This window comes from Rhodococcus sp. D-46 (assembly GCF_011290655.1).
Classification (GTDB): domain Bacteria; phylum Actinomycetota; class Actinomycetes; order Mycobacteriales; family Mycobacteriaceae; genus Rhodococcus_F; species Rhodococcus_F qingshengii.
Genome location: NZ_JAANTF010000007.1, coordinates 385,869 through 409,689, shown reverse-complemented (window position 1 = coordinate 409,689; position 23,821 = coordinate 385,869). Strand labels below are relative to the sequence as shown.

Genomic DNA, 23,821 nt, shown 5'->3' with positions numbered 1-23,821 from the left:
ACACTTCAATTAACAGTGTGATAGAGATTACTACAGTAAACAGAGGCACTCCGTCAACGTGCGGCCCCCGATCCGGAGCCGAGAAGGGACATCATCGTGAGGTCCAACAACATTCACGCAGTCGACAGCGGCGGGGGCCCAGACGTCAGGGACTACAGCCGGGTCGACGCTCTCGTCGCCAAGCAGGAAATCTACGAGGTTCTGGCTCGTTTCCTCCGAGCTGCCGATCGCGGAGACGTCGAGGACGCCAGGCGGTGTTATCTACCCGGCGCAACCGAAGACCACGGGGGTGTCTTCACCGGCACCGCCGACGACTACATCGACCACATCGCCGGGGCCATCACTCACCCACGGTCACTGACGACCCACGCAATGACCAACGTCCTGATCGAACTCGACGGGGCCACAGCACACGTCGAGTCCTACGTGCTTGCCTTCGCGCGAATCAAGCACTCGGACGGCATAGCCGACACACTCACCGCGGCGCGCCTGATCGACCGCTTCGGCTACGAGGACGGCAGGTGGGGAATCCGCCACCGCGCACTGCGGTGGGACTGGAACCACGACATGGCCACAGCCGAAGGCTGGATCTTCGGGATGCTCGCGCCTGAAACGTCTTTGAAGAAGAGCAAGAAATTTCCCGACGACCTCATCTACACACGGCAGACACAGGAGCACTCATGACAAGGTTTCGCGGAACGCCGATAGAGGGCGCGACTGTCCTCGTCACCGGCGCCAATCGAGGGCTCGGCTTGGCCTTCGTCCAACAGGCGAAGTCGATGGGTGCCGCCAAAATTTATGCAGGGGTGAGAAATCCCGACGAGGCGCCCGCCGAGCTGCGATCCACCGGAGCACACATCGTCGAACTCGACGTGACCGATCCAGGACTCGTCGATGCAGCGGCCAGGGCGTGCGGTGACACCACAGTGGTCGTCAACAATGCCGGACTGTTCACCGGGAATCGGTTGATCGAGGCCGACGACCAAGCGGCTGCGCGAGCCGAGATGGAGGTCAACTACTTCGGGCCTCTGACGATGATCCGCGCCTTCGCGCCGGTACTCGCCGCCCGCGGCGGAGGATCGATAGTCAACGTCCTGTCGGTGGCCGCAATCGCTCCGACCGCCTTCATGGGTGGCTATTCACCGGCCAAGGCGGCTGCTCTGTCGCTCGGCGGCATCGCTCGCGCCGAACTCGAACCGCACGGCATCACCGTCACGTCGTTGATCGTCGGCAGCGTCGATACCCGCATGGCGTCACATGTTCAGGGCCACAAGGAAAATCCTCTGGACATCGCCGCGACCGGACTCGCCGCCACGCAACGCGGTGAGTGGACGTGCGACACAGATTTCATGGCAATCGATGCCCGTGCGCGTCTGGCACGCGACCCGATTCGGTACGAACGCGGTCTGGGCAAGCTCCTCTTCGCCGGCGAACTGACCACTCGATCATGAGCGATCCGATTCGTGTTGCCCAGTGGGCGACCGGTGCCATCGGCAAGACAGCGCTACGCGGAATCATCGATCGTCCCGACCTCGAGTTGGTCGGCCTGTACGTGTACAGCGACGCCAAGGCGGGTCGAGACGCCGGTGACATCGCCAGACGAGCACCGACGGGGGTGATCGCTACACGCGACGTGGACGAGATCATCCGCTCGCGCCCACAGGTTCTCATCCACAGTCCGCGTTTGCAGATTCCGTACGAACGCCACGACGACGATCTGTGCCGTCTGCTTCGCGCCGGGATCAACGTGATCACGACGGCCGGGCAGCACTTCCCCCGCGCACACGGCACCGAACGCGAGCACATGTTCGCCCAAGCATGCAAGGAAGGCGATTCGACGCTCTACGGGGTCGGCGTGAGCCCAGGTGTCATCGGCGAGCGATTGGCGTTGGCGCTGACGGGAACATCGATCGAACTCGACCGAATTACGATCGACGAGGTGCTCGACGCTCGCGGCATGCCTGACCCCGACTTCGCGTTCACCGTCATGGGAATGGGTTCGCCCCCGGAGGAACTGGACGGAACCGGGCCGTTGCCCTCGCTGTACGCGTCGCTGTACCTCGAGACCATCGCGTTCATGTGCGAGCGCCTGGGCGTCACCTACGACGAGGTCGTGTCCGATCACAGGGTCGTTCCGGCACGTACGGATCTCGACGTCGCCGCCGGACGCATCGCCGCGGGAACCGTCGGAACCACCGAATGGCGCTGGCACGCAATGGTCGACGGAAAGCAGTTCCTCACCCTCGCCATCATCTGGACCATGGAACCTGATCGCGACGAATACGCGGGACGGGACCAATGGGAAGTCCACCTCTTCGGCAAACCCGAGATCGTGATGACCGTCAACCTGGTCGAACCACAAGATCCGAACAGTCGCACAACAGCCGGTCAGTTCATCACTGCAGGCCCGGCACTACGCGCCGTCGAGCATGTACTCGCTGCTCCCGTCGGCATTTTCGAACCCCCTGTCTTTGCCCCCTTCAGATTGGAGCATTCAGCATGACAACTCAGCCGACGGCCGTAGGTTCGACTGCCACCCGTGAACCTGCCACCCGTGAACCTGCCGTCCGTGAACCTGCCGTCCGTGAACCTTCCGTGAACGCGCTCCTGCCCGACGGTCGCCCCGTGCAGAATCTGGAAGACTTGCTGCGCAGCCGGGCGATTGCCAGTCCGGAGAGCACCGCCGTCATCTCCGATGACGGGCGTACCAGTTTCCGTGAACTCGACATCGAAACAAATCGTGTCGCGAATGCACTTCTGCGCGATGGTGTTCGACCCGGCGACCGGGTGGCGTACATCGGGGCCAATGCACCGTCTTTCCTCTCCGTCCTGTACGGATCTTCGAAGATGGGCTCGATTCTGACGGCCGTCAACAATCGGCTGGCACCGGGCGAGGTCGGCTACATCCTGAGCAACAGCGAGCCGACCGTCGTCGTACTCGGAGCAGGCGATGAGGGCCTCTCCGACGTCGCCGCGGCGGTCGGTAGCGTCCGGACCGTCGTCACGGTGGATGGCGCCGGAAACTCGATCTCGTGGAACGACTGGCTTTCCGGTGTCGGCGACGACGATCCGGGGTCGTCGCGCCGCCCCGACGACACAGCGCTGATCTTCTACTCGTCGGGAACCACCGGTCACCCCAAGGGAATCGAACTCACCGGCGCCAACCTCGGCCGTGCCCTCGCCACCATGTATCACCTGCTCGATCTCGACACCGACTCCGTGGCTATGTGCCCGGTTCCGTTCTTCCATGTGGCCGGACTGGGTCTCGCCCTGGTCACGACGCTCGGCGGTGGCGCTCTACTGCTCGAGACCATCGCCGGACCTCTCGAACTCGTCGCGCTGATGCAGGAGTACAAAGTCACGCATGCGGTCGCCGTTCCCGCGGTGATCAGCGTCCTGACCTCCCTTCCGGCTGTGCGCGAGGCAGATTGGAGTGCCCTGCAGTTCCTGGTCTACGGAGCCGCGCCGATGCCACTTCCCCTGTTGCAAGACGCGACCGAGGTCTTCGGGTGTAGTTTCCTGCAGGCATACGGACTCACCGAGTCGACCGGCGGCGTCACCATGCTGACCCCGGAAGATCATCGGGCGACCGACGAGTCGACCGCGCATCGGTTGAAGTCCGTCGGGCAGCCGATGTTCGGAGTGCCCATCCGCATAGTCGATCCCGTGACGCTCGAAGACGTCCCGGTCGGTACCCGCGGCGAGGTCGTCATCGGCGGCGCTCACGTCATGAAGCGTTACTGGCGTAACGAAGCAGCAACTGCGGCCACCATGTTGGACGGCGACTGGCTTCGCACCGGAGACGGCGGATCGTTCGACGAGGACGGCTATCTCTACCTCCACGACCGCCTCAAGGACATGATCGTCTCCGGCGGTGAGAACGTCTATCCGGCCGAGGTGGAGAGTGTTCTCTCCGGGCACCCCGGCATCCGCGAGGTCGCGGTAGTCGGCGTTCACTCCGATCGGTGGGGTGAGACTCCCCTTGCCGTGGTCGTTCGAGCTGCTGATTCGGATGCAACCGAAGCGGAGATCATCGAGTGGTCACGCGAGCGACTGGCTCACTTCAAGTGCCCCAGTGCAGTTCGGTTCATCGAGGAGCTGCCACGCAACGCTAGCGGGAAGCTGCTCAAGACTCGTTTGCGACAGGACTTCGCTTGAGTCCATGACACCAATTCGGGGCCGGTCGCTTCGAGCGATCGGCCCCGAATTCTGTCGTTCGATGTGAAGCACGCTCAGCGTGGGTGAATCCGGAACTCCACGCCGCCGACACTCAGCCCGGGCTCGACGGCAGACGCGCCGCTCGACGCCGCCAGATCGATTGCAGTGAGCATCGACCGCTCCCCCGGAACGAACGACACGACGCGTGATCCCAGCCTGATCGAGAGTGGTTGCGCCGAGACCGGTTTCTTTCCGAACACTTCGGCCCACAGCGTCGCCGTCCTGGCCGGATCGGGCGAGGACACGTCGACGCCGAGGATGTCGTCGACCCAGGGATCGAGGGAAACCTCCTTCTCCGTCTCATCCCAGAACCACTCGTCGGCGTCGGGAATCTCGTCGAGTTCTACGAGCAGTCCGAGATCACCGGGATGAAGTTGGACGATCCGGTGACCGTAGGCCTCGAGATCTGCCACCGTCCGAACATCGGCCGCAGCTGCACGTTCCAGATAGGGCTCGATGTTCGAAACCTGGATCGAGAGTGCATAGCCGCCCTCCCCTCCGCCCTTGCGGATCCATCTCGCCAGCGAGACCGTCTCGTCGAGCGGCGCGACGATCTCGAGAAATGCCTGCGGCCCGACGGCCAAGGTCTCGTCGGCCAAACCGATGTCTTCGAGCAGTGGATCCGCGAATCCTGGTGCCAGATTCAATGCTTCGCGCAATTGGTGACCGGTCTTGTCCACGTCTCGTGCACCGATCACCACCTGTCGCAGGATCTCCCACGTGCCCGCGTCGTGCGTGCCCGTCACAGTCCGACCGCTTCGGCGGCGGTGTCGGCACTCTGCCAGCGTCGGAGCTCGGCACCCGGAGCCCACGTCGAGTGCGTACCACTCGAAATTCGTTCGGGAAGGCGAAGTTTACACAACGGTCCGTCTCCGACGCGGGCAGCGTCGAAGATCAAGCAGAAGGACGCATCCTCGTTCATGTCAGTGGTCAACGTGATGAGATAGCCGTCGTCTTCGGCGGTACCACCCACGCGCGGCGCCATCGAAGTCTCGCTGCCGTACACACCGTCACCGAAGGAGAATCGTTCCTCGTTGCCCGTCAGCAGATCGTGTTTGACCAAGCCGTCGAACAGGAACCACGACGGTTTACCCGAAGCCGCATAGGCGTATCGGTACTTCTCGCCCGCGAAATTCCCGTTCATCATGCCGAATTCGGTGATCGAGTCACTGAGTTGCTCTTCACGCGTGGCTCCGGTGACCAGGTTCAAACGCCAGCGGTGAAGCCGGGTCTGCATACGATCGAGAGCGAGGAAACGGAAGGCGCGCTCCCACTGATTGCCCATACCGTTGTCCGACGGTTCCGGATCACCCTGGTAGAAACCGTCCAGAACAATCTCGTCGCCCTCTTCGTAGGCGTTCACGAAGTGCAGGACATAGGTCGGATCGGCTTCGAACCACTTGATGTCAGAGGTATTTCCGCGGCGTGGGATGACTCCGAGACGCAGCGGGATATCGGGATGGAAATTCGCGACGTGCGCGCCCTTCTCCAGCAGAACCGGATCCCAGAACAAGGGGCAGTCGTTGAGGATCGCGTAGTTCTCCGTGAAGGCCATGTCGTGCGGCAAGCGCGGACCGGGAAGTGGGACGTCGACGTAGTGGACCAACTCGTTGGCCGAGTCCACGACGCCGTAGTGCATGTACGGCGCTTCCTTGCTGTAGTTGAAGAACAGCATTTCTCCGGTCTTGTCGTCCACCTTCGGATGCGCGGACACACCCCATTCGAAGGGGAACTTGCCGTTCCAGCTTTCCTTGCCGAGTGTCTCCGCCGACATCGGATCGAGACGATACAGATCTCCGCACTGGTAGAAGCTGGTGAGAGCAGTCCCCCGGTGAACGACGACGTCGGTGCTGGACGCGTCCTTCATCCGGGTGCGCGCACCCTTGCCGCCCTCGGGGCGACTGAGTTTGGGAGACTCGGCAAGCCCGGCCCACAACGCAGCGCCGGCGTCCTGCTCGGCCGCCAAGCCGTCGGTACGTACGAATCGGTTGCGGTAGAACGACTCTCCGTCGCGAAAGCCCACGATGTGAATCATGCCGTCACCGTCGAAGGGGTGATACGCCTTCATCGAGGGATGGAGCGGATTCTCGGTGTTACGCAGGTAGACACCGTCGAGGTCTTTCGGAACCTCACCGAATACGACTTCGAGGTTGTCCGCTTTGAACTCGGTGGTCTGGGGTTGCCACGGGCCGGTGCGATACGGGTGATCGTCATCGGTGGGAAGGGTGGACAACAACTTGCCTACGATTTCGACGTCCATGGAATTCTCTTTTCGACTGATGGGGAAAGGCTGGGTTGGGCTGCACTTTCAGGAAACTGCGTCGACGACAAAACTGACGGTGGTGGCCGTACTTCCACCGAAGTTGAGCGTCGCAAAGCGGCTCGCACCCTCGACTTGGAAACCGCCGGCCGTTCCCGTCACCTGATGGGCCGCGTCGAGAAGCATTCGAACACCACTGGCACCCACCGGATGACCACCGCCGATCAGACCGCCGCTGGGGTTGATCGGTAGCTTGCCGCCCATGGCGATATCACCACTCTCGATGGCTTTCCACGACTCGCCGGGCGCGGTCAGACCGATGTGGTCGATCGCGAGATACTCACTCGCCGTGAAACAATCATGTGTTTCGATCCCGTCTATCCCGGCCAGGTCGACTCCGGCCCGGGAGAAGGCACCCATCACCGCATCCCGAACGTGTGGCATCACGTAGGGATTATCGGCGTCGCGGGCCAGCTTCTGCTCGAGACCTAAACCAACTGTCCGGTGACCCCAGCCCGCGATCTGGGCCAGCGGAGTCGCCGCGGCATCAGGATGCTCTCGGAGGTACTTGTCCGTCACCAGCACAACCCCGGCGCCACCGTCGGTCACCTGACTGCAATCGAATCGTCGAACACCACCTTCCACAACGGGATTGGTGGTGTCGTCACCACCCGCATTTCCGAGTAGATCGGGCACCGCCCAACCGCGTGTCTGCGCGTTGGGGTTGTTCTTCGCGTTTGCGAAGTTGATCTGCGAGATCGCGCGAAGGTGAGATTCGTCGATCCCGTAACGCCGCCCGTACTCCTTCGACACACGGTCGAACATGTACGGCCACATGAATTTTGCTTCCTGACCTTCGTGTCCGACCCAGGCTGCAGCGCCCAGATGGCCAGCCGCGTCATCACCCGGAACCGTCTTCTCCAGTTCGATACCCATCACCAGAGCCACGTCGTAGTTGCCGGCGCGCAGGTCTGCCATCGCTGCAAGTACAGCGATACTGCCCGATGCGCACGCCGCCTCGTGCCGAGACGAGGGCACACCCCACAGGTCTGGATGCACGGTGGCGGGCATCGCGCCCAGCTGACCTTGGCCGGCAAACAATTGCCCGAAGGCATTACCGACGTGGATCACCTCTATGTCGGTGGCAGGAACCTTCGCCGCATCCAGGGTGTGGTTCACCACCTCTTCGGCAAGGTTCGCGAAATCGAGTTCCTCACGGGTGAAGTTCCGTGCGAAGTCGGATTGGTACCCGCCGAGAATCCAAATGTTCGAAACAGTCATGACCTCTCCCCTTGCCGATCCGGCCTCGGTGACGTCACCGAGATACCCGCGCAACGGCGGTTGTAATTTCACCGCAACCGTACTACAACTAGCAGAGTAACTCTACTAATTGAAGGGTTGAAAATGACTGATGCTTTTGTCCTCGACTACGTGCGAACGCCGCGCGGTCGAGCATCGGCGCGAGGCGCCCTCCACGAACACAGCCCAGTCGATCTTGTCGTCCACCTGGCCAAGGCTTTGCAGGGTCGAACGAACCTCGCCGCAGAACAGATCGACGACGTCGTTCTCGGTTGCGCATCGCAGGTGGACGAGCAGGGCGCGAACATCGCTAGAACTGCCGCACTCCTTGCCGGTTGGGGCGACTCCGTCCCCGGCGCAACCCTCAACCGATTCTGCGCATCCGGCGTCGACGCAGTTGGCCAGAGCGCGGCCCGCATTCGCGGCGACGACGTGTCCCTCGTCGTGGCCGGTGGCGTCGAAAGCGTCTCCCGGACTCCGATGTTCAGTGATCGCGGACCGCTGTGGACCGATCCGGCAACTATCGCGCAGATCGGTTCCATCCATATGGGTGTTGCCGCCGACTTGAATGCCACGATCGAGGGGTACTCCCGCGACGAGTTGGATGCGTACGGCGTCGAAACCCAGCACAAGGCTGCCGAGGCCTGGCGCAACGGCGCATTCGAGCGGTCCGTTGTGCCTGTCCCCGGCAGAAATGGTGAAGCCGGAATCGCGCACGACGAACTGGTCAGGGCAGAGACGACGGCAGAGGGACTCGCCGCGCTGCCTCCGGCCTTCGAAGGGCTCGGCGCCGCCGGTCAGGATGCACTCGCGCTCGCCGCCTACCCTGAGGTCGGCAAGGTCGAACACCTGCACACCGTCGGATCCTCTCCCGCCATGGCCGACGGCGCAGCGCTCCTACTCCTCGGATCCGAGAAAGCCGCGGCGAGAGCCGGCTTGACCCCTCGCGCACGGATCATCGGATCCGCCTCGACTTCGGTGAATCCGGTCCTCATGCTCACTGCGGGTCAGAGCGCCGTGGAGGCAGTCATCGCGCGAGCCGGGCTTCGTCCACAGGACATCGACGTGTTCGAGTTCGCAGAGGCCTTCTCCGCGCTCTGCCTACGGTTCCGCCGCGATCTTGACGCCGGGCCGGACCGCATGAACCCCAACGGAGGCACGATGGCGATGGGCCATGCATTCGGCGCCACCGGAGCAATTCTCGTCGGCGCATGTGTCGACGAACTGGTACGGAGCGACGGACGCTACGGTGTGGCCGCGGTCAGCGGCGCAGCCGGTGTCGGAGTCGCGGTGCTCGTCGAACGGATCGCCTCATGACCGTCAGTTCACTCTCCGGCCGCGTTGCCGTCGTCACGGGAGGGGGTAAGGGCCTCGGCCGTGCCGTCGCACTGCATCTCGCGAGCCGAGGGGTCACGGTGATCGTCAACAATCGGAATCGCACACTCGACGGGAGCGGCCGAGGGCCTGCAGATCAGGTCGTCGACGAAATCCTCGAAACCGGTGGACAGGCCGTCGCCAACCACGACGACGTCACCGACCCCGAGGTCGGCCGAAAGTTGGTGGACGACGCTCTCACTCGGTTCGGACGACTCGACTTCTGCATCACCAGCGCCGCGGTCAGCGGTCCACAGATGCTTCATCGCACCACCGCCGAGAACCTCAGCACCGTCATCACGACAAACGTCGTCGGAACCGCACTGGTCGCCGCCGAAGCCTCCCGAGTGATGCGCGAAGCCGGATTCGGGCGCATCGTGATGATTGCCTCGACCGCAGGACTGCACGGAGAACCCACCGTGTCCGCCTACGCCGCCAGCAAGGGTGCCGTCATCGCATTGGGACGCACCGCAGCCGGCGAAGGTGCGAGTCGCAATGTGTTCACCAATGTCGTACTGCCCTATGCCACTACGCAGATGACCGAATCCGGAATGGATCCACGATTCATCGACATCATGGGTGCCGACCTGGTAGCCCCGGTGGTCACCGCCCTCGTCGATCCCGAGTCCACGACCAACGGGCAGGTGATCGTCACGGCAGGCAACGGGGTGCGTTCGGCCGACGCCGTCGAGGGCTCGACCGAATTCTTGCCCACCACCACAGAACTCGATGCCAAAGCGCTCGACGCGCTACTCGTGACCAGCCGACTCGGCGCTCCTCACACCTATCCGAGCGCACAGGAAGCCTTCGCGGACTTCGCTTCCGAACTGCTCGACCACCACAATCAGAAAGCGCGCGCATGACCGACATCCCAGTGGGCGACCTTGCACTGAACTTCGGTGTGAGCGCACTCGCCGTCCTCGTCTTCATCGCAGTCGTGATGGCCGTCGCCATCCGGATGAACAATCACTCGATCATCGACATCTGCTGGGGGCCTGGCTTCGCCGTCGTCGCCGTCGTCTCGTACCTGACGTCCATCGGGTCGGACGGCAACGATCTGCGTCGCCTCGTCGTGCTGGCTCTGACCGTGGTCTGGGGAATGCGACTCGGCCTCTACATCGGCTTCCGAAACCGTGGGCACGGGCAGGACAAGCGCTATACTGCCCTGCTCAAACATCAACAGGGACCGCTGGTTCCGTTCCTGATTCGCAAAATCTACGGCCTCCAGGGCGTTCTCATTCTCGTGGTGTCGCTGCCCGTCCAGTTCGCGATGTACGAGTTTCGCGCCCTCGGAGTCCTCGGCGCGATCGGCATCGCGGTCTGGACCGTCGGCTTCGTCTTCGAATCGGTTGGAGACTACCAACTTTCCCGCTTCAAAGCTGATCCGGCCAATGCCGGGAAGGTGATGGACCGTGGGCTCTGGGCCTGGACCCGCCATCCCAACTACTTCGGTGATGCATGCGTCTGGGTCGGACTGTTCATCCTCGCGCTTGGTGATCCATTGGCGCTGATCACGATCGTCTCTCCGATCGTCATGATCAAACTGCTGGTGAGCTACAGCGGTAAGGCCCTTCTCGAACGCGGCATGCGCAAGAGCAAGGGGCAGGCCTACGACGACTACGTCGCCCGGACCAGCGGATTCTTACCTCGTCCACCCCGTCCGGCACGAAACCACGCGTCGTGAGCGCCCCCACGAGTGGTCTCGCCGACGTCTTCGATCTGGAATCGACCGGCCCGGACCGGTGGCAAGGGTCGAACGACGGTGTTCGGCTGCCTCAGCTGTTCGGCGGCCAACTGGTAGCCCAGTCGATTCTCGCAGCCGGGCACACGGTTACCGACGGCAAAGCGATCAGTTCCGTCCACACCCACTTCCTTCGCCCGGGGTCGACGAATCGCGCGACCGAGTTCTCGGTAGATCGCCTTCGGGACGGAAAACGCCTGTCCACCAGAGGCGTCGACGTCCACCAGGACGGACGACTCGTCTGCCGTTCGACGGTCTCTGCCTCCTCGATCGACGAGGGCATCACTCACAGTCGCGCAGTACCTACCGCACTCCCGCCCGCTGAGTGCGTGACGTTGCAGGAGTTGGCCGAGGCAGACGGCGGGCTGGGAGAGGTGTGGGAGGAGTTCTCCGCCATCGAGATTCGTGTGTCCCCCATCGATTCGCAGGCCCCCACGACGCATTCGGCGGCGCCTCCGCGCAACATCTGGATGCGTTCGGCTCAGCGGCTGAGCGACGATCCGCTGATTCACGTGGCTGCTCTCGCCTATGCCAGTGATCTGATGCTGATGGCAACCGCGCTGACTCCGCACGGCTACGACATCGGGCAGGAGCACTCGCTCGACACGGACTGGACTGGTGTGTCCCTCGATCACACGATGTGGTTTCAACGCCCTGTGCGGGCGGACGAGTGGCTGCTCTTCGAGCACTCGACCCCCACAGCTCACACCGGCAGAGCAGTAGTGAATGCCGCGGTCTTCGATCAGTCCGGACTCCAGATCTGCCAGATCACTCAGGAAGCGTTACTCATTGCCCGCACCGAGTGATTCCCGACTCTTTCTGCAGACCATTCGGTACGGTCTCGCGGTGCCGCAGGGTGCGCGGCCTATGATTTCGGGGTGGTACGAGTGAATGCAGCCGGATCTTCGACACCCACCGCGTCGGCGGGCGTCACCGAGTTGCCTGCCGGCGGTCCGAACGCACTGGCCGTCACGCTCGGGTTGTTGGGGGACGAGTGGAACCTCTGGATTCTGCGATTCGCCCTGTTGGGGTCGCGGCGATACAACGACTGGCTCGCCCTCGGGGGAATCTCCAACTCTGTATTGTCCTCACGGTTGGCGGTCCTGACGGCCGGCGGAATGCTCGAGCGTCGTGAGTATCAGCAGAACCCGCCCAGGCACGAATACTCGGTCACCCGCAAAGGGCAGTCGATCTGGCCCGTCCTGATCACCATGTGGTCGTGGGAGAAGCAGTGGGCGCCCAATGAAACCCAGCCGCTTCCACCACTGCGGCACAGCACCTGCGGAAACGACTTCACCCCGATCCTGCGCTGCAAGGAGTGCGGCGAGGACGTGGACGTACGATCCCTGGACTCCCAAATGGGTCCGAGTGGGGACTTCTCACGCAGTGTCCCGGAAGCAACATCGCGGCGACGCTCCACCAAGTCCGAACGCCGTCCGGAGATTCTGGCTCACACGATGGAACTTGTCGGCAATCGCTGGTCAGCGGCGATCATCGGTGCAGCTTTCCGAGGCGCTCGCCGCTACGGAGAGTTCGCCGAGATCACCGGTGCACCACCGGCGATAGTCGCGGATCGCTTGAAGCACCTCACCGAGATCGGTGTGATGGAAACGCGTCCGCTTCCGGATCGCCCACAGTGGTCGGAGTATCGACTCACCGCCAAGGGCACGGCGTATTTCCCCGTGGTGATGTGCATGATCTCCTGGGGTCAGCGTTGGTTCAGATCCGCGGACGGCCCGGACATCGTTCTCCATCACAAGGCCTGCGGTAAACGGTTCGAAGCACGCTTGGGTTGCAGTGTGTGCGGTGAAGAGTTGAGGTCTTCGGACATCGAGGCCGTCGACCTCACCACCTCGGTTCACGTACCCGGGTCCGGCTGGTCCTGAGGTCCCCGCTCAGCCGGCAGTGCGGATCCGGTCGAAGCTCCGGCCTCGGTGTTCGAGCGGCAGCCTGTCCCCTCGCCCGAACAGTTTGTTGCGCAGCGTTCCCTCGTCGTAGTCGCTCTGGTAGGCACCTCGTTTGGTCAGCTCCGGAATCACATGCTCCACAATGTCTTCGAAGGTTCCGGGAGTCACCGCGTACGCGAGATTGAAACCGTCGACGTCGGTCTCGGACACCCACTCCTGCAATTCGTCGGCGACCTCCGCGCCGGAACCGACAACGATCGGGCCGAGCCCGCCGATGCCCGCCCACTCCGCGATGTCCCCCACCGTCCATTCGCCACCTTTCTCGTCGGCCTGACGAAACGATGCGACCGCGGATTGAATGGCATTGCTCTCGACGTTCCCGATCGGCTCGTCCGCTCGGTATCCGGAGAGGTCGATTCCCATCCACCCCGAGGTGAAAACGAGCGCGCCTTCACTACTCGCGTAACTGCGGTAGTCCTCGAGCTTCGCCTGGGCCAACTCAGGGGTTCGGTCGGTGATGATCGTCAACAGTGTGTAGATGCGGGCCGAGTACGGATCTCGCCCGACCTTCGTCAGTTCGTTTCGGATTCGAGCAACGGTGTCTTTGAGAATCGCCTTTGTCGGTGCACCCACAAAGATCGCCTCGGCATTCTCAGCGGCGAACCGCACCCCACGAGGCGACGCGCCGGCCTGGAAGATGACCGGCGTCCGCTGCGGAGAAGGTTCGGAGATGTGGATGCCCGGAACCGTGAAGTGCTTGCCTTCGTGCTCGATCGGATGAACCTTGGCGGGGTCTGTGTAGACCCCGGTGGTTCTGTCACGCACCACCGCGTCGTCTTCCCACGACGTTTCCCACAACTTGTAGAGAACTTCGAGGTACTCGTCCGCGTGGTCGTAGCGATCGTCGTGCTGGAGTTGGTCGTCCTCGCCCATGTTCCGCGCGGCCGAGGGGAGGTATCCGGTGACCACGTTCCACCCGATTCGCCCGTTCGTCAGGTGGTCGAGGGTGCTCAAGCGCCGAGCGAACGGGTAGGGATGCTCGAAAGCTGTACCTGCGGTGATCCCGAAGCCCAAGTGCTCGGTCACGGCAGCCATCGCCGACGCCAGCAGTAGCGGGTCCGAGACCGGTACCTGCGCGCCCTGCCGCAGCGCTGCGTCGTGATTGCCGCCGTACACGTCGTACGTTCCCAACACGTCGGCCAGGAACAGCCCGTCGAATCGTCCACGCTCGAGGAGCTTCGCCAACTCCGTCCAGTACGTCAGATCCGTGTACCTGGACGACTGGTCCTCCGGGTGGCGCCACAGACCTGGCGATTGGTGGGCGACGCAGTTCATGGCAAAGGCGTTGAATCGGATTCTGCGGGTCATTCCCGCACGATGCCGTGCCTGCTCCGCGGTGAACACCATTGCGATCAGTGCGATCGGTTCGGCTCCTGCTTGCACCCGGCGATACCGTCGACTTCGCGACCTCGTCGGCGGGCCGCTACACTGACTAGCGCAGCTGTGACGCCCGAGGCTTCGTGCCGACAGGTCGAGCGGATGCAACAGCAGTATCGGGAAGCGAAAACCCCGGCAGCACAGGGTTTTCAGTGCTTGTCGGTACGCTCCCCGCCCTCGTAGCTCAGGGGATAGAGCATTCCTCTCCTAAAGGAAGGGTCGCAGGTTCGAATCCTGCCGAGGGCACCAGGTGGGACTCTCCCCACATCGGCGCGACCAACGTGCCATTCTTGAATTCATGACGACGCCTCACTCCACGGCTACTCCCCCGAAGAACATGTCTTTGATCGCGGGTGGGACGTACTGGATGGGCTCCGAAGATTTCTATCCGGAAGAACGCCCAGCTCACCAGGTCACCGTCGACGGATTCTGGATGGACACGACGGCGGTGACGGTCGCCGAGTTCCGACGCTTCGTGAAGGCAACCGGCCACGTCACCACTGCTGAAATCGCCCCGGATGCCGCCGACTATCCCGGCGCCGATCCAACCCTCCTCGTCCCGGGATCGTTGGTCTTCACTTCGCCACCCGGCCCGGTTTCACTTGACGACTACACCCAGTGGTGGTCGTTCACTCCCGGCGCCGATTGGCGCCATCCCGAGGGCGCCCACAGCAACATCGGGGGACGTGAACGGCACCCCGTCACCCACGTGTCGTACTTCGACGCCCAGGCCTATGCCGCGTGGGCCGGCAAGGAACTCCCGACCGAGGCCGAGTGGGAGTTTGCCGCCCGCGGCGGACTCGATCGCCAGGCCTACGTGTGGGGCGATCACGACTCTCCGGGCGGGCGGCCCGGTGGCAACGTGTGGCAGGGCCAGTTCCCCTGGGAGAACCTGCTCGAGGACGGTTACGAGCGCACCGCTCCGGTCGGAAAGTTCCGGCCCAACGGCTACGGACTGTTCGACATGGCCGGGAACGTGTGGGAATGGACGGCCGATCACTACACGTCCGACCACGCCCACAGTTCCAAGAACGTCGCGCCGGCCTCGTCGTGCTGCATTCCTCGTAATCCCCGAGCGGAGTTCGCCACGGAGGCGTTGGCGGGCGAACCCTACGCACGACGGGTGATCAAGGGCGGCTCACATCTGTGTGCACCGAACTACTGCTTGCGCTACCGCCCTGCCGCGCGGCAGGGCGAATCCGAGGAGTCCTCGACCTGCCACGTCGGCTTCCGGTGCATCATCCGCATTCCGCAGACGTAGATCAGAAGGGCACGTCCCCCAGGATTGCCACCCGCTCCATCACGCGGCGATGAGGGAAGTAATCACTCGCTGCGTAGTGCTGGGTAGCCCGGTTGTCCCAGAAGGCAATGGAATTCGGCGCCCACTTGAAGCGGCACTGAAAGTCCGGGACCTTGACCTGCGCGAACAGCAAATTGAGCAGATCGTTGCCTTCGACAGGATCCATGTCCGGAATGTGGGTGGTGAAGAGGCTGTTGACGAACAGCGTCTTCCGCCCTGTCTCCGGATGCTTACGCACCATCGGGTGCAGGACCGGCGGGTACTGCTTCTTCATCTGTTCCAACTTCTCCGGGCTCATGCCGCGTCCGAAGGACGGCACGAAATCGTGGATGGCGTCCTTGCCGTCGATCAATTCCTTGATCTCGTCGGGGAGGCAGTCGAAGGCGTTACCCATATCAGCCCAGAGCGTGTCACCACCGGCAGGCGGTACGTCGATCGCCCGAAGTACTGAACCGAGCGGCGGCGTCTTCGTCCAGGTGACGTCGACGTGCCAGATGTTCTCGGTTCCTGGACTGTCCTCTCCGCGTTCGAATCTGACGACTGCCGGAACCTCTCCCTGTGGGAGAAGTGGATGGACCTCGAGTTCGCCCCAATGGGCAGCGAAGTCACGATGATTCACGCTCGAAATCGGCTGGTCACGGAAGAACACGACCTTCCATTCGAGCAGGGCCCGACGCACATCCTCGATCTGCTCCTCCGACGGATCACGCAGGTCGATGTCGCTGATCTCGGCACCGATGAACGGTGTGACGGGTGTCAGAGTAAACCGCTCGTACGGCCTCGATTCAACGCCTTCCGGGTTTCGCCTCATTCCGCGTGGTCCGAATTCGATTGTGTGATTGCCGATTTGGACTGTTCGTGAGGATGTAAGGGTAGCCATCGAATGACTCCGTCCTGTCGTGTCGTGGGGTCACACGTCAGTCGACGCGTGCACCCGCTTTGCTCGTGTGCGTTTGTGTGCGCTTTGGGGCGCGGTCAGTGCTCCTACCGCGAGATCGACCAGATGATCCACCGTCGTATCGAAATCTGCCTGCACAACCGGGTTTTCGTCTTCGCGGCGCTGCTCGAAGATTGCCAGAGCGGAGACGCTCATGTTGAACGTCAGATCGATCCGTTCGACCGCGACGCGGCGAGATAGATGCGGCAACGCCCGCGTCAACCTGACGACAACTTCGTTGATCCCCTCGCTGACCTCGCGGAACTCAGCACTCTGCGTATCCACCGACGGTGAGATTCGGGCAATGAACCTCGCATAGTTGGAACCGTCGACCGTCGCCAGAAAATCTGCCAGCGGGTACAGAAAGGCTTCGACCAAAGCACGGACCAAGTCGGTCCGCCCACTGGCGTCGATGTCGTCGAGATACGTCAGTCGCGCTGCGTTGATCTGATCCATCCGATGCCGGAATACGGCCAGCACCAGACCGTCTCGCCCACCGAAGTGATACTGAACTGCAGAGTTGTTGCGCTGCCCGGCCGCAGTCGCCACGTCCCGCATGGACACTTCGTGAATACCTTGCTCGGCGAACATCCGCTCGGCGACGGCGATCATGGCGTTCTTGGCATCCAACGAGGCGGGCATACACCGACCATATAAGTCACTGTCTTAATTCCGCAAGCCCCATCCCCTGTGCGCGGTTAGGGAGTGCAGGGACTCCTTAACCACTCACGGGGGTAGTTGTCCCAGTCAACGAGACATACGCCGCCAACTGAATTCCGATCGATACGCTCCAGATTAAGACGACTGCTTAATCCGCCCGGTTTTGCACACGCCAAGGAGCCTGCTGGTGAATCGCCATTCCATTCCGATCATTCCCGAGACGCCGAACGTCGCGGCCGCCGTGTACTACCCCGATCAGAATCCCCCGTACACCCGCCCGGAACCGCTTCGCCCGCCGGCCGGGGCCCCGAACGTGCTGCTGATCATGATCGACGACGTCGGATTCGGCGCACCCTCCGCGTTCGGTGGCCCGTGCCGCACCCCCACCGCCGAGCGTTTGGCCGAAACCGGCGTGAAATACAGCCGATTCCACACCACGGCTCTGTGCTCGCCGACGCGTGCCGCCACACTGACCGGGCGCAACCACCACAGTGTCGGTATGGGTGTCATCTCCGAAATGGCCAACGCGGCACCGGGATACAACGGGACCCGCCCCGCCTCTGCCGCCACGGTCGCACGCGTCCTACAGGGAAACGGCTATGCGACAGGCGCTTTCGGCAAGATGCACCAGACCCCGACGTGGGAGACCACCGCTGCCGGGCCGTTCGATCGGTGGCCGGTCCGTGAGGGTTTCGACAAGTTCTACGGTTTCCTCGGTGCCGAGTCCGACCAGTTCACCCCGGTTCTCTACGAGGACTTCACGATGGTCGACTTACCCAAGACACCACAGGAGGGTTACCACCTGTCAGAGGATCTCGTCGACCACGCGATCGAATGGATCGAGGGCGTCAACACGATGGACCCCGACAAGCCGTGGTTCTGCTATCTCCCCTTCGGCGCGTGCCACGCTCCACTCCAGGTTCCGGACCGATACCTGAACAAGTACGTCGGCGAATTCGATCACGGGTGGGATCGCCAACGCGAGATCACCCTCCAAAAGCAGAAGGAACTGGGCGTCGTCGCTCCTGACACCGAATTGGCCCCGTGGGCTCCGGGGCTCCCACACTGGGACGAACTCGGCGACGACCAGAAGAAGGTCTCGGCCCGTCTGATGGAGTTGTACGCGGCATTTCTCGAGCACACCGACGACGAGGTAGGCAGGCTCGTCGACCGGTTGCAGGACATGGGTGTACTCGACAACACTCTGGTGCTCTACATGATGGGTGACAACGGCGCTTCCGCGGAAGGCGGAATGGAGGGCTCGTTCAACTACCTCGCCGGCCTCAACGGTTACAAGAGTGCGACATCCGACGTACTGGCGCGCTACGACGAATTGGGGACCGAAACCAGCTACCCGCACTATCCGGCGTCGTGGGCTCTGGCTCTCGACACCCCGTACCAGTGGGCCAAGCAGGTTGCGTCCCATTACGGCGGTACCCGGAACGGCCTGATCGCCCACTGGCCCAAGGGGATCGACAAGCCAGGCATCAGGGAGCAATGGCATCACTGCGTCGACATCACGCCGACGATCCTGGAAGCTGCCGGTATTCCGGCACCGTCCAGCGTCGACGGGGTGACCCAGAAACCGATGGAAGGCGTGGCGATGAACTACACCTTCGCCGAGCCCGACGCCGAAGAGCGCCACACCACACAGTATTTCGAGATCTTCGGCAACCGCGGAATCTACGATTACGGTTGGACCGCAGTCACGGCCCACCGCGCACCCTGGCTGATGGCCACTCACGGCCTCGAGCTCACACCGATGAGCGAGGACCGTTGGGAGCTGTACGACACCTCGGTCGACTGGTCGCAGGCCCGCGATCTCGCAGACGAGCATCCCGAGATCCTGGCCCGGCTCAAGGAAAAGTTCCTCGTCGAGGCGGCCAAATATCAGGTGCTGCCGCTGGACGACAGAACGGTCGGTCGCCACGCCACCGCGGAATCACGACCCCCGCATCCGATGATGGGCCGCAAGACCCTCACTCTGTACCCACACATGAACGGTCTGGTCGAGAAAGCCGCGCCGACGTTCTTCAACCGCTCATACACGCTGACCGCGAGTCTGGGTAGCGTCGCCGACGGCATGCTGGTCAGCCTCGGTGGCCGGTTCGGCGGATTCGCTTTGTACATACTCGATTCCGTCCCCGTCTACTGCTACAACTTCAGCGGCGGTGGTCGGACCTTCGTGCGTGGGCGCAACCCGCTGGCACCCGATGCGCGCGAGGTGTCCGTCCACTTCGAGTACGACGGCGGCGGAATCGGCAAGGGTGGAACCGCAACCCTGAGCGTCGACGACGAGGTGGTCTCCGAGGGCCGGATCGAGAAGACCACTCGGGCGATCTTCAGCATGAACGAGCAGCTCGACGTCGGCATCAACCGGGGAAGCCCGGTCGCGGAAGAGTTCGCGGACAAGGGCACGTTCCGCTACGGCGGCAAACTCCACAGCGTGACCGTCGACTTACGATCCACCCGAGATGTGGTGTCCGCAGAGGAACGGGAGAAAATCTCACTCGCCGTGCACTGATCGACCAGGCGACGCTCGCCGATTGTGCAGCCGCGCGCGATATCTGCCGTGCGGCTGCACAATCGCCCTGCGTCTATCCGACCGTGTACATCTGCAGGCACGGCCCCACCGGGCGAGCTTCCAGGATGTCGCGGGCCTTCTCACGCGCTGCGTTGAACTCCCAGGGCGCAGTGGTGCCCGGCACTCCGAATCGATATCTGCTCAAGGCACATGAACGCTGCGGTTCCGGTAGACGATCCAAGGCAGGTACCGCGTCCACGGAGAGCCCGCGTAAGTAGGAAACGTCGATGCTCTTGCCGCCCTCGAACCGTTCCATGTTCTTTTGCGCGATGTACGCGTCGGGGTTGAACACCGCGAAGGCCAGCAGTGCGACGGCCGAAGTGGCGAGAACAGCTGTGGGCAGCCACTTCCCGGACATCCGAATACCTGCGACGAGCAACAACACGAACACGAAGCCAAGAAGCAGCTCTGTCGCGAAGACGCTGACCCGGAGCACCGTGAAACCGTACTGATTCTCGTACAACCACATCCGGTGCACAGCGGACGCCACGATCACCAGGCTGAAAACACACAGGGCACCCAGCAGTCCGCGGGCAAGACGCCTCGATCCAGCGTCGCGGCGGTCGATGTACCGCACTGCGACGGCGATGACGAGCAGCGTCAGCACGGTAACCGCCATGAGCTGCCAGAAACCCTCACGCGCATAGTCCGCATAGGTCAGTCCATCGGTCACCTGTACGTGCTCGTCTCCCCCGAACAGCGTCTTCGTCTGTACTGCAACAAAACCGAGGAACAGCACGTTGAGTACTCCGAGCGGGACCGCCCACTCCCACATCGGCAACGGCGTCGCCTGCGCAGGTGCAAACGCGTCCACCGTCGGCGTTCTGCGGCGCAGATACACCGCAACCAGCGTGCCGAACGCCATCACGACGCCGGCAAAGATCCGTGCTCCCGGGTTCGACACCGAGATGGCAGGAGCGAAGCCGCCGAAGATCTTCGCGAACTCCGGATCCGCACTCACGAACAAAGATCCGAAAATCAGCAGGAGAAGAATCGATACTGCGCTTACGACGACAACTCGCGCCGCCGGCACCCGCGGAGCAGAGCGGGTAGCAAGTTTTCGACGACGAACGAAGTTGACCGTCCGGTGGGGTGCCCGCCAGGGAGCGACCGTTCCCAGAAGTATTCCGGTCCACGTCCGCCCGCCGATCAGAGTCCACGTGAACAGAACCCACGCAGCTACGACGCAGAGGAACACCAACCACTCCGCACCGCGAACGGCGGCAACACCCAGCAGTGCGAGCATCCCGATGGCGGCGACCCACTGCGTCACGGTCATCCGCGGCGGCGTCAGAATCCCGAAGACGATCACCACACTGGCACCCACGATCACGTACGCGATACTCGCGAACCCTGGGTCGAGGATCAGGGCCGCAAGCACCCCTACTGCGGCCGCGCCGAGGAGCATCGAGCGGGTGGCCATCGAAGTGCGATCGGGACGCCAGAACCGGCTGGAACGCTTGGGTTTTACGGCCGGCATCGGCGGTTTCGGTGGAATTACTATCGGAGCGCTCATGTGATCTCCTATGTGTCTGGTTCAATTTTTCAGGGTCGGAAGTACAGACGAATGCCGATGAAGACATGCGCCATCGCGAGATCTCTCGATCTCGTCAGGGACTTTGATTCAGTTCTGCGGCAGCACTACTCGAATGCAACAACCCGACGGGGCATCGACGACGGCAATCCTGCCGTCATGTAATTCGACCGCCCACTTCGCGATCGCGAGGCCGAGTCCGGTGCCTCCGTCGGTCGAGCCGCCGCGGATGAAGCGGTCGAACACTCGCTCACGGGCCTGTGGTTCGATGCCGGGGCCGTCGTCGTGGACGTCGAGCACCAACTCCCCCGCGCTGCCGGTACGTACTCGGATGACAACTTTGGTGTCGACGTTCCCGTGCTGAACCGCATTGTCCACCAGGTTGGTCACCACCTGGTGGAGGCGATCCGGATCGGCGACCACGGACAATTGTGGAGGCTTGACGTCTATCTCGATGTCGCCCGCACTCACACTCGACAGCTCGCGTAAGAACGGCTCGACCTCGAAACGGCGGCGTTTCAACGGCATTGCGCCACCCTCGAGTTTCGAGAGATCGAGAAGGTCGGCTACCAGCGCGCCCAGTCGTTCCGTTTGCCGCAGCGCCGATTTCATCATCGCCGGATCCGGTTCTTCGACACCGTCGACGACGTTCTCGAGCATGGCTTGCAAAGCGGTGATGGGCGTGCGCAGTTCATGGGAGACGTTGCCGATCAACTCGCGGCGGTACCGGTCGTCGGCCCCGAGGTCCTCGGCCATCCGATTGAACGCATGGGCGAGTTCGCCTACTTCGTCTCTGGAAGTCGCTCGTACTCGCCGCGAATAGTCGCCGCGCGCCATCGCCTTCGCCGCGGCCGTCATCTCGCGAAGCGGTGACGTCATACCGTGTGCGAGCACCTGAGTAACGCCTAGAGCGACAACCAACGCCGTCAGTAGAGCAAAACGAAACGGTTGTTGCGACGTCAGCCAGAAACCACCCGCGGCGAACACCAGTGCTGCGACAACCAGGAGGCCGACCTTCACCTTGAAGGACCGCATCGGGTCCAGCGGCCGCGGCCACCGTGCAAAGAGTCGGTCGACGCCGCTCATCGCGGCACGTCCCAGGCGTACCCGACGCCGTGAACGGTCCGGATCACGGAAGGTCCGAGCTTGCGTCGCAGTGCCTTGACGTGGCTGTCGACGGTCCGACTGCCCGCTCCCTCACCCCAGCCCCAGATCTCCTCGAGCAGCGACTCCCGCGGGATCGCGGCTCGCGGCCGCTCCGCCAGATAGGCGATGAGATCGAATTCGGTGCGAGTCAGGTGAACTTCTTGCGCATCACGGCGCACTCGACGTTCGGTCAGGTCGATCACGACGTCACCGAACTCGAGGAGGTCGGCCACCGGGCGAGCAGCGTGCTCCGCGCGATCCGCACGCCGAAGCAGAGCCTGCACCCGGGCGACGAGCACACGCATGCTGAACGGCTTGCTCAGATAGTCGTCGGCCCCGACGCCGAGACCGATCAGCATGTCCGTTTCATCGGCGCGAGCGGTCAGCATCAGCACAGGCACCGGGCGCACGGCCTGGATGCGGCGGCAGACTTCGAGTCCGTCGAATCCCGGCATCATCACGTCGAGTACCACCAGGTCTGCGTCCATCTGCTCGCAGCGGGCCACCGCGCTGGGACCGTCGAACGCCAGCTCGACGTCGTAGCCCTCGGCACGCAGCCTCGCCGCGATGGACTCGCAGATGCTGACCTCGTCGTCGACCACGAGCACTCTTCGCTGACTCATGGAACTGACTGTATTCGGCCCTCGTGGATGAACCTGGGAGGACTTGTGAAGGTTCTGTGCAGGTTCTAGAACCTGCGGATGTTATTGATCGGCAGATCCGCCAGGGGCGTCAGTCCGGTCGGAACACCAACTCCGTAGGCGTTGAACACCATTCCGAACCCAGCGTAGATGCCGACGTGCGTCGCACCGGGGTAGAAGGTGATGACGTCGCCGGGGGCGAGGGCCCACCGGGGAACCGGCTGTCCGACGTTGGCCTGCTGTTGGCTGGTCCGTGGCAGATTCACGCCGGCCTGCCGAAACGCCCATTGCACCAGCCCGGAGCAGTCCCACGAGTTCGGCCCGACGCCGCCCCACTGGTAGGGCTTTCCGGTCTGAGTGCTCGCCGCTGCCAGCGCGATCAGCCCTGCCGGACTCGGAATCGGAAGGGCGGCTGATCCGCTGCTGATGCTGCCCGTGCTTCCCAAGCTTCCGGAACTCCCGCTACTGCCACCGCTACCGAGGCTTCCCGGGTCGGCTGAGGCGGGGGCAGCGGAGAGCAACAGGACACTTCCGGTCAGCAAAGCCGCGACCGTTCCCGTGCGGAGTGTCGACTTCTTCATGCATCCGTCCTTCGTGGGAGTCGTTTCGGCGCGCGGCAGCGCACCTCGATAGCCGTGAACTGGTAAGACACGTGAAAACAAACACTTCGTTCGGATGTTAACGGCGTGGACGTGGTGTTCGGACAGGAATGATTGATCCGATTTGTCGGTTTTGAACAAACGGGCCTTACGTCCCGGGCTGGCAGAAGATCAGGGAATGATG

21 protein-coding genes and 1 tRNA gene are annotated in these 23,821 nt (G+C 62.9%); 12 read left to right on the top strand and 10 right to left on the bottom strand.

The window, feature by feature from the left end:
- The first annotated feature begins 96 nt into the window (after positions 1–96).
- From G9U53_RS20280 to G9U53_RS20265, 4 genes are read left to right on the top strand one after another with little or no spacing between them, the layout of a single operon-like run.
- Positions 97–684, top strand: coding sequence for a nuclear transport factor 2 family protein (locus G9U53_RS20280; protein ID WP_042451074.1), 588 nt, complete (start codon positions 97–99; stop codon positions 682–684).
- The gene (locus tag G9U53_RS20275) at positions 681–1,451 is read left to right on the top strand and encodes an SDR family oxidoreductase (RefSeq protein WP_042451076.1); all 771 of its coding nucleotides are present in this window, start codon (positions 681–683) and stop codon (positions 1,449–1,451) included. The genes G9U53_RS20280 and G9U53_RS20275 overlap by 4 nt, the downstream gene beginning before the upstream one ends.
- On the top strand, positions 1,448–2,503 hold the full coding sequence (locus G9U53_RS20270; RefSeq protein WP_058037864.1) for a dihydrodipicolinate reductase: 1,056 nt from the start codon (positions 1,448–1,450) through the stop codon (positions 2,501–2,503). The genes G9U53_RS20275 and G9U53_RS20270 overlap by 4 nt, the downstream gene beginning before the upstream one ends.
- A complete protein-coding gene (locus G9U53_RS20265; protein WP_058037863.1) occupies positions 2,500–4,158 on the top strand; it encodes a long-chain-fatty-acid--CoA ligase in 1,659 nt (552 codons plus the stop codon). The genes G9U53_RS20270 and G9U53_RS20265 overlap by 4 nt, the downstream gene beginning before the upstream one ends.
- A gap of 74 nt (positions 4,159–4,232) precedes the next feature.
- Here the strand turns inward: G9U53_RS20265 and G9U53_RS20260 are convergent, their stop codons facing one another.
- The 3 genes from G9U53_RS20260 to G9U53_RS20250 are packed head-to-tail and all read right to left on the bottom strand — an operon-like array spanning position 4,233 to position 7,759.
- Positions 4,233–4,964 (bottom strand): hypothetical protein, encoded by a 732-nt coding sequence (locus G9U53_RS20260; protein WP_136470733.1) that lies wholly within the window; start codon positions 4,962–4,964, stop codon positions 4,233–4,235.
- On the bottom strand, positions 4,961–6,478 hold the full coding sequence (locus G9U53_RS20255) for a carotenoid oxygenase family protein (protein WP_165639113.1): 1,518 nt from the start codon (positions 6,476–6,478) through the stop codon (positions 4,961–4,963). The genes G9U53_RS20260 and G9U53_RS20255 overlap by 4 nt, the downstream gene beginning before the upstream one ends.
- A 48-nt stretch (positions 6,479–6,526) precedes the next feature.
- The gene (locus G9U53_RS20250) at positions 6,527–7,759 is read right to left on the bottom strand and encodes an acetyl-CoA acetyltransferase (RefSeq protein WP_030534916.1); all 1,233 of its coding nucleotides are present in this window, start codon (positions 7,757–7,759) and stop codon (positions 6,527–6,529) included.
- Between the two features lie 123 nt (positions 7,760–7,882).
- On the opposite strand from G9U53_RS20250, the gene G9U53_RS20245 reads away from it, so the two are divergent.
- The 5 genes from G9U53_RS20245 (at position 7,883) to G9U53_RS20225 (ending at position 12,778) form a co-directional block, all read left to right on the top strand.
- A complete protein-coding gene (locus G9U53_RS20245; RefSeq protein WP_081558258.1) occupies positions 7,883–9,094 on the top strand; it encodes an acetyl-CoA C-acyltransferase in 1,212 nt (403 codons plus the stop codon).
- Positions 9,091–10,014 (top strand): SDR family NAD(P)-dependent oxidoreductase, encoded by a 924-nt coding sequence (locus tag G9U53_RS20240; RefSeq protein ID WP_058037860.1) that lies wholly within the window; start codon positions 9,091–9,093, stop codon positions 10,012–10,014. Before G9U53_RS20245 ends, G9U53_RS20240 begins: the two co-directional genes overlap by 4 nt.
- A complete protein-coding gene (locus G9U53_RS20235; protein ID WP_081558259.1) occupies positions 10,011–10,835 on the top strand; it encodes a DUF1295 domain-containing protein in 825 nt (274 codons plus the stop codon). The genes G9U53_RS20240 and G9U53_RS20235 overlap by 4 nt, the downstream gene beginning before the upstream one ends.
- Positions 10,832–11,698 (top strand): acyl-CoA thioesterase domain-containing protein, encoded by an 867-nt coding sequence (locus G9U53_RS20230; protein ID WP_054827295.1) that lies wholly within the window; start codon positions 10,832–10,834, stop codon positions 11,696–11,698. The genes G9U53_RS20235 and G9U53_RS20230 overlap by 4 nt, the downstream gene beginning before the upstream one ends.
- Positions 11,699–11,770: 72 nt before the next feature.
- On the top strand, positions 11,771–12,778 hold the full coding sequence (locus G9U53_RS20225; protein WP_223304418.1) for a helix-turn-helix domain-containing protein: 1,008 nt from the start codon (positions 11,771–11,773) through the stop codon (positions 12,776–12,778).
- A 9-nt stretch (positions 12,779–12,787) separates the two neighbouring features.
- Here G9U53_RS20225 and G9U53_RS20220 read toward each other — a convergent pair whose 3' ends face one another.
- Positions 12,788–14,167, bottom strand: a complete 1,380-nt coding sequence (locus G9U53_RS20220) for an LLM class flavin-dependent oxidoreductase (RefSeq protein WP_165639134.1) — start codon at positions 14,165–14,167, stop codon at positions 12,788–12,790.
- 242 nt (positions 14,168–14,409) lie between these two features.
- Between G9U53_RS20220 and G9U53_RS20215 the strand changes: the two genes are divergently transcribed.
- Both G9U53_RS20215 and G9U53_RS20210 read left to right on the top strand, forming a co-directional pair.
- Positions 14,410–14,485 (top strand) — tRNA-Arg (locus tag G9U53_RS20215).
- 49 nt (positions 14,486–14,534) lie between these two features.
- Positions 14,535–15,497: a formylglycine-generating enzyme family protein gene (locus tag G9U53_RS20210; RefSeq protein WP_165639112.1), complete on the top strand. Its 963-nt coding sequence runs from the start codon at positions 14,535–14,537 to the stop codon at positions 15,495–15,497.
- 1 nt (position 15,498) lies between these two features.
- On the opposite strand, the gene G9U53_RS20205 is transcribed toward G9U53_RS20210, so the two are convergent.
- Both G9U53_RS20205 and G9U53_RS20200 read right to left on the bottom strand, forming a co-directional pair.
- Positions 15,499–16,416, bottom strand: a complete 918-nt coding sequence (locus G9U53_RS20205; protein WP_165639111.1) for a TauD/TfdA family dioxygenase — start codon at positions 16,414–16,416, stop codon at positions 15,499–15,501.
- 30 nt (positions 16,417–16,446) lie between these two features.
- Positions 16,447–17,115: a TetR family transcriptional regulator gene (locus G9U53_RS20200; protein WP_030534932.1), complete on the bottom strand. Its 669-nt coding sequence runs from the start codon at positions 17,113–17,115 to the stop codon at positions 16,447–16,449.
- A gap of 205 nt (positions 17,116–17,320) precedes the next feature.
- Here G9U53_RS20200 and G9U53_RS20195 point away from each other — a divergent pair, with 205 nt between their 5' ends.
- The gene (locus G9U53_RS20195; protein ID WP_165639110.1) at positions 17,321–19,657 is read left to right on the top strand and encodes an arylsulfatase; all 2,337 of its coding nucleotides are present in this window, start codon (positions 17,321–17,323) and stop codon (positions 19,655–19,657) included.
- A 73-nt stretch (positions 19,658–19,730) separates the two neighbouring features.
- On the opposite strand, the gene G9U53_RS20190 is transcribed toward G9U53_RS20195, so the two are convergent.
- The 4 genes from G9U53_RS20190 to G9U53_RS20175 all read right to left on the bottom strand — a co-directional run bounded on the left by G9U53_RS20190 (position 19,731) and on the right by G9U53_RS20175 (position 23,619).
- Positions 19,731–21,233 carry a DUF4173 domain-containing protein gene (locus tag G9U53_RS20190; protein ID WP_347570819.1) on the bottom strand — a complete coding sequence of 501 codons (1,503 nt, stop codon included), beginning with the start codon at positions 21,231–21,233 and terminating at the stop codon, positions 19,731–19,733.
- 108 nt (positions 21,234–21,341) lie between these two features.
- Positions 21,342–22,337, bottom strand: a complete 996-nt coding sequence (locus tag G9U53_RS20185; RefSeq protein WP_050654680.1) for a HAMP domain-containing sensor histidine kinase — start codon at positions 22,335–22,337, stop codon at positions 21,342–21,344.
- Positions 22,334–23,020, bottom strand: a complete 687-nt coding sequence (locus G9U53_RS20180) for a response regulator transcription factor (RefSeq protein ID WP_003940586.1) — start codon at positions 23,018–23,020, stop codon at positions 22,334–22,336. Before G9U53_RS20180 ends, G9U53_RS20185 begins: the two co-directional genes overlap by 4 nt.
- Positions 23,021–23,085: 65 nt before the next feature.
- The gene (locus tag G9U53_RS20175; RefSeq protein WP_020970417.1) at positions 23,086–23,619 is read right to left on the bottom strand and encodes an NlpC/P60 family protein; all 534 of its coding nucleotides are present in this window, start codon (positions 23,617–23,619) and stop codon (positions 23,086–23,088) included.
- Between the last annotated feature and the right edge of the window lie 202 nt (positions 23,620–23,821).

What these genes read in the sequence shown, in the direction of transcription:
- G9U53_RS20245 (WP_081558258.1), top strand. Translation starts at nt 7,883, where the DNA reads ATGACTGATGCTTTTGTCCTCGACTACGTGCGAACGCCGCGCGGTCGA.
- G9U53_RS20210 (WP_165639112.1), top strand. Translation starts at nt 14,535, where the DNA reads ATGACGACGCCTCACTCCACGGCTACTCCCCCGAAGAACATGTCTTTG.
- G9U53_RS20240 (WP_058037860.1), top strand. Translation starts at nt 9,091, where the DNA reads ATGACCGTCAGTTCACTCTCCGGCCGCGTTGCCGTCGTCACGGGAGGG.
- G9U53_RS20190 (WP_347570819.1), bottom strand. Translation starts at nt 21,233, where the DNA reads ATGAGCGCTCCGATAGTAATTCCACCGAAACCGCCGATGCCGGCCGTA.
- G9U53_RS20205 (WP_165639111.1), bottom strand. Translation starts at nt 16,416, where the DNA reads ATGGCTACCCTTACATCCTCACGAACAGTCCAAATCGGCAATCACACA.
- G9U53_RS20235 (WP_081558259.1), top strand. Translation starts at nt 10,011, where the DNA reads ATGACCGACATCCCAGTGGGCGACCTTGCACTGAACTTCGGTGTGAGC.
- G9U53_RS20185 (WP_050654680.1), bottom strand. Translation starts at nt 22,337, where the DNA reads ATGAGCGGCGTCGACCGACTCTTTGCACGGTGGCCGCGGCCGCTGGAC.
- G9U53_RS20265 (WP_058037863.1), top strand. Translation starts at nt 2,500, where the DNA reads ATGACAACTCAGCCGACGGCCGTAGGTTCGACTGCCACCCGTGAACCT.
- G9U53_RS20175 (WP_020970417.1), bottom strand. Translation starts at nt 23,619, where the DNA reads ATGAAGAAGTCGACACTCCGCACGGGAACGGTCGCGGCTTTGCTGACC.
- G9U53_RS20270 (WP_058037864.1), top strand. Translation starts at nt 1,448, where the DNA reads ATGAGCGATCCGATTCGTGTTGCCCAGTGGGCGACCGGTGCCATCGGC.
- G9U53_RS20255 (WP_165639113.1), bottom strand. Translation starts at nt 6,478, where the DNA reads ATGGACGTCGAAATCGTAGGCAAGTTGTTGTCCACCCTTCCCACCGAT.
- G9U53_RS20250 (WP_030534916.1), bottom strand. Translation starts at nt 7,759, where the DNA reads ATGACTGTTTCGAACATTTGGATTCTCGGCGGGTACCAATCCGACTTC.
- G9U53_RS20220 (WP_165639134.1), bottom strand. Translation starts at nt 14,167, where the DNA reads ATGACCCGCAGAATCCGATTCAACGCCTTTGCCATGAACTGCGTCGCC.
- G9U53_RS20275 (WP_042451076.1), top strand. Translation starts at nt 681, where the DNA reads ATGACAAGGTTTCGCGGAACGCCGATAGAGGGCGCGACTGTCCTCGTC.
- G9U53_RS20200 (WP_030534932.1), bottom strand. Translation starts at nt 17,115, where the DNA reads ATGCCCGCCTCGTTGGATGCCAAGAACGCCATGATCGCCGTCGCCGAG.
- G9U53_RS20180 (WP_003940586.1), bottom strand. Translation starts at nt 23,020, where the DNA reads ATGAGTCAGCGAAGAGTGCTCGTGGTCGACGACGAGGTCAGCATCTGC.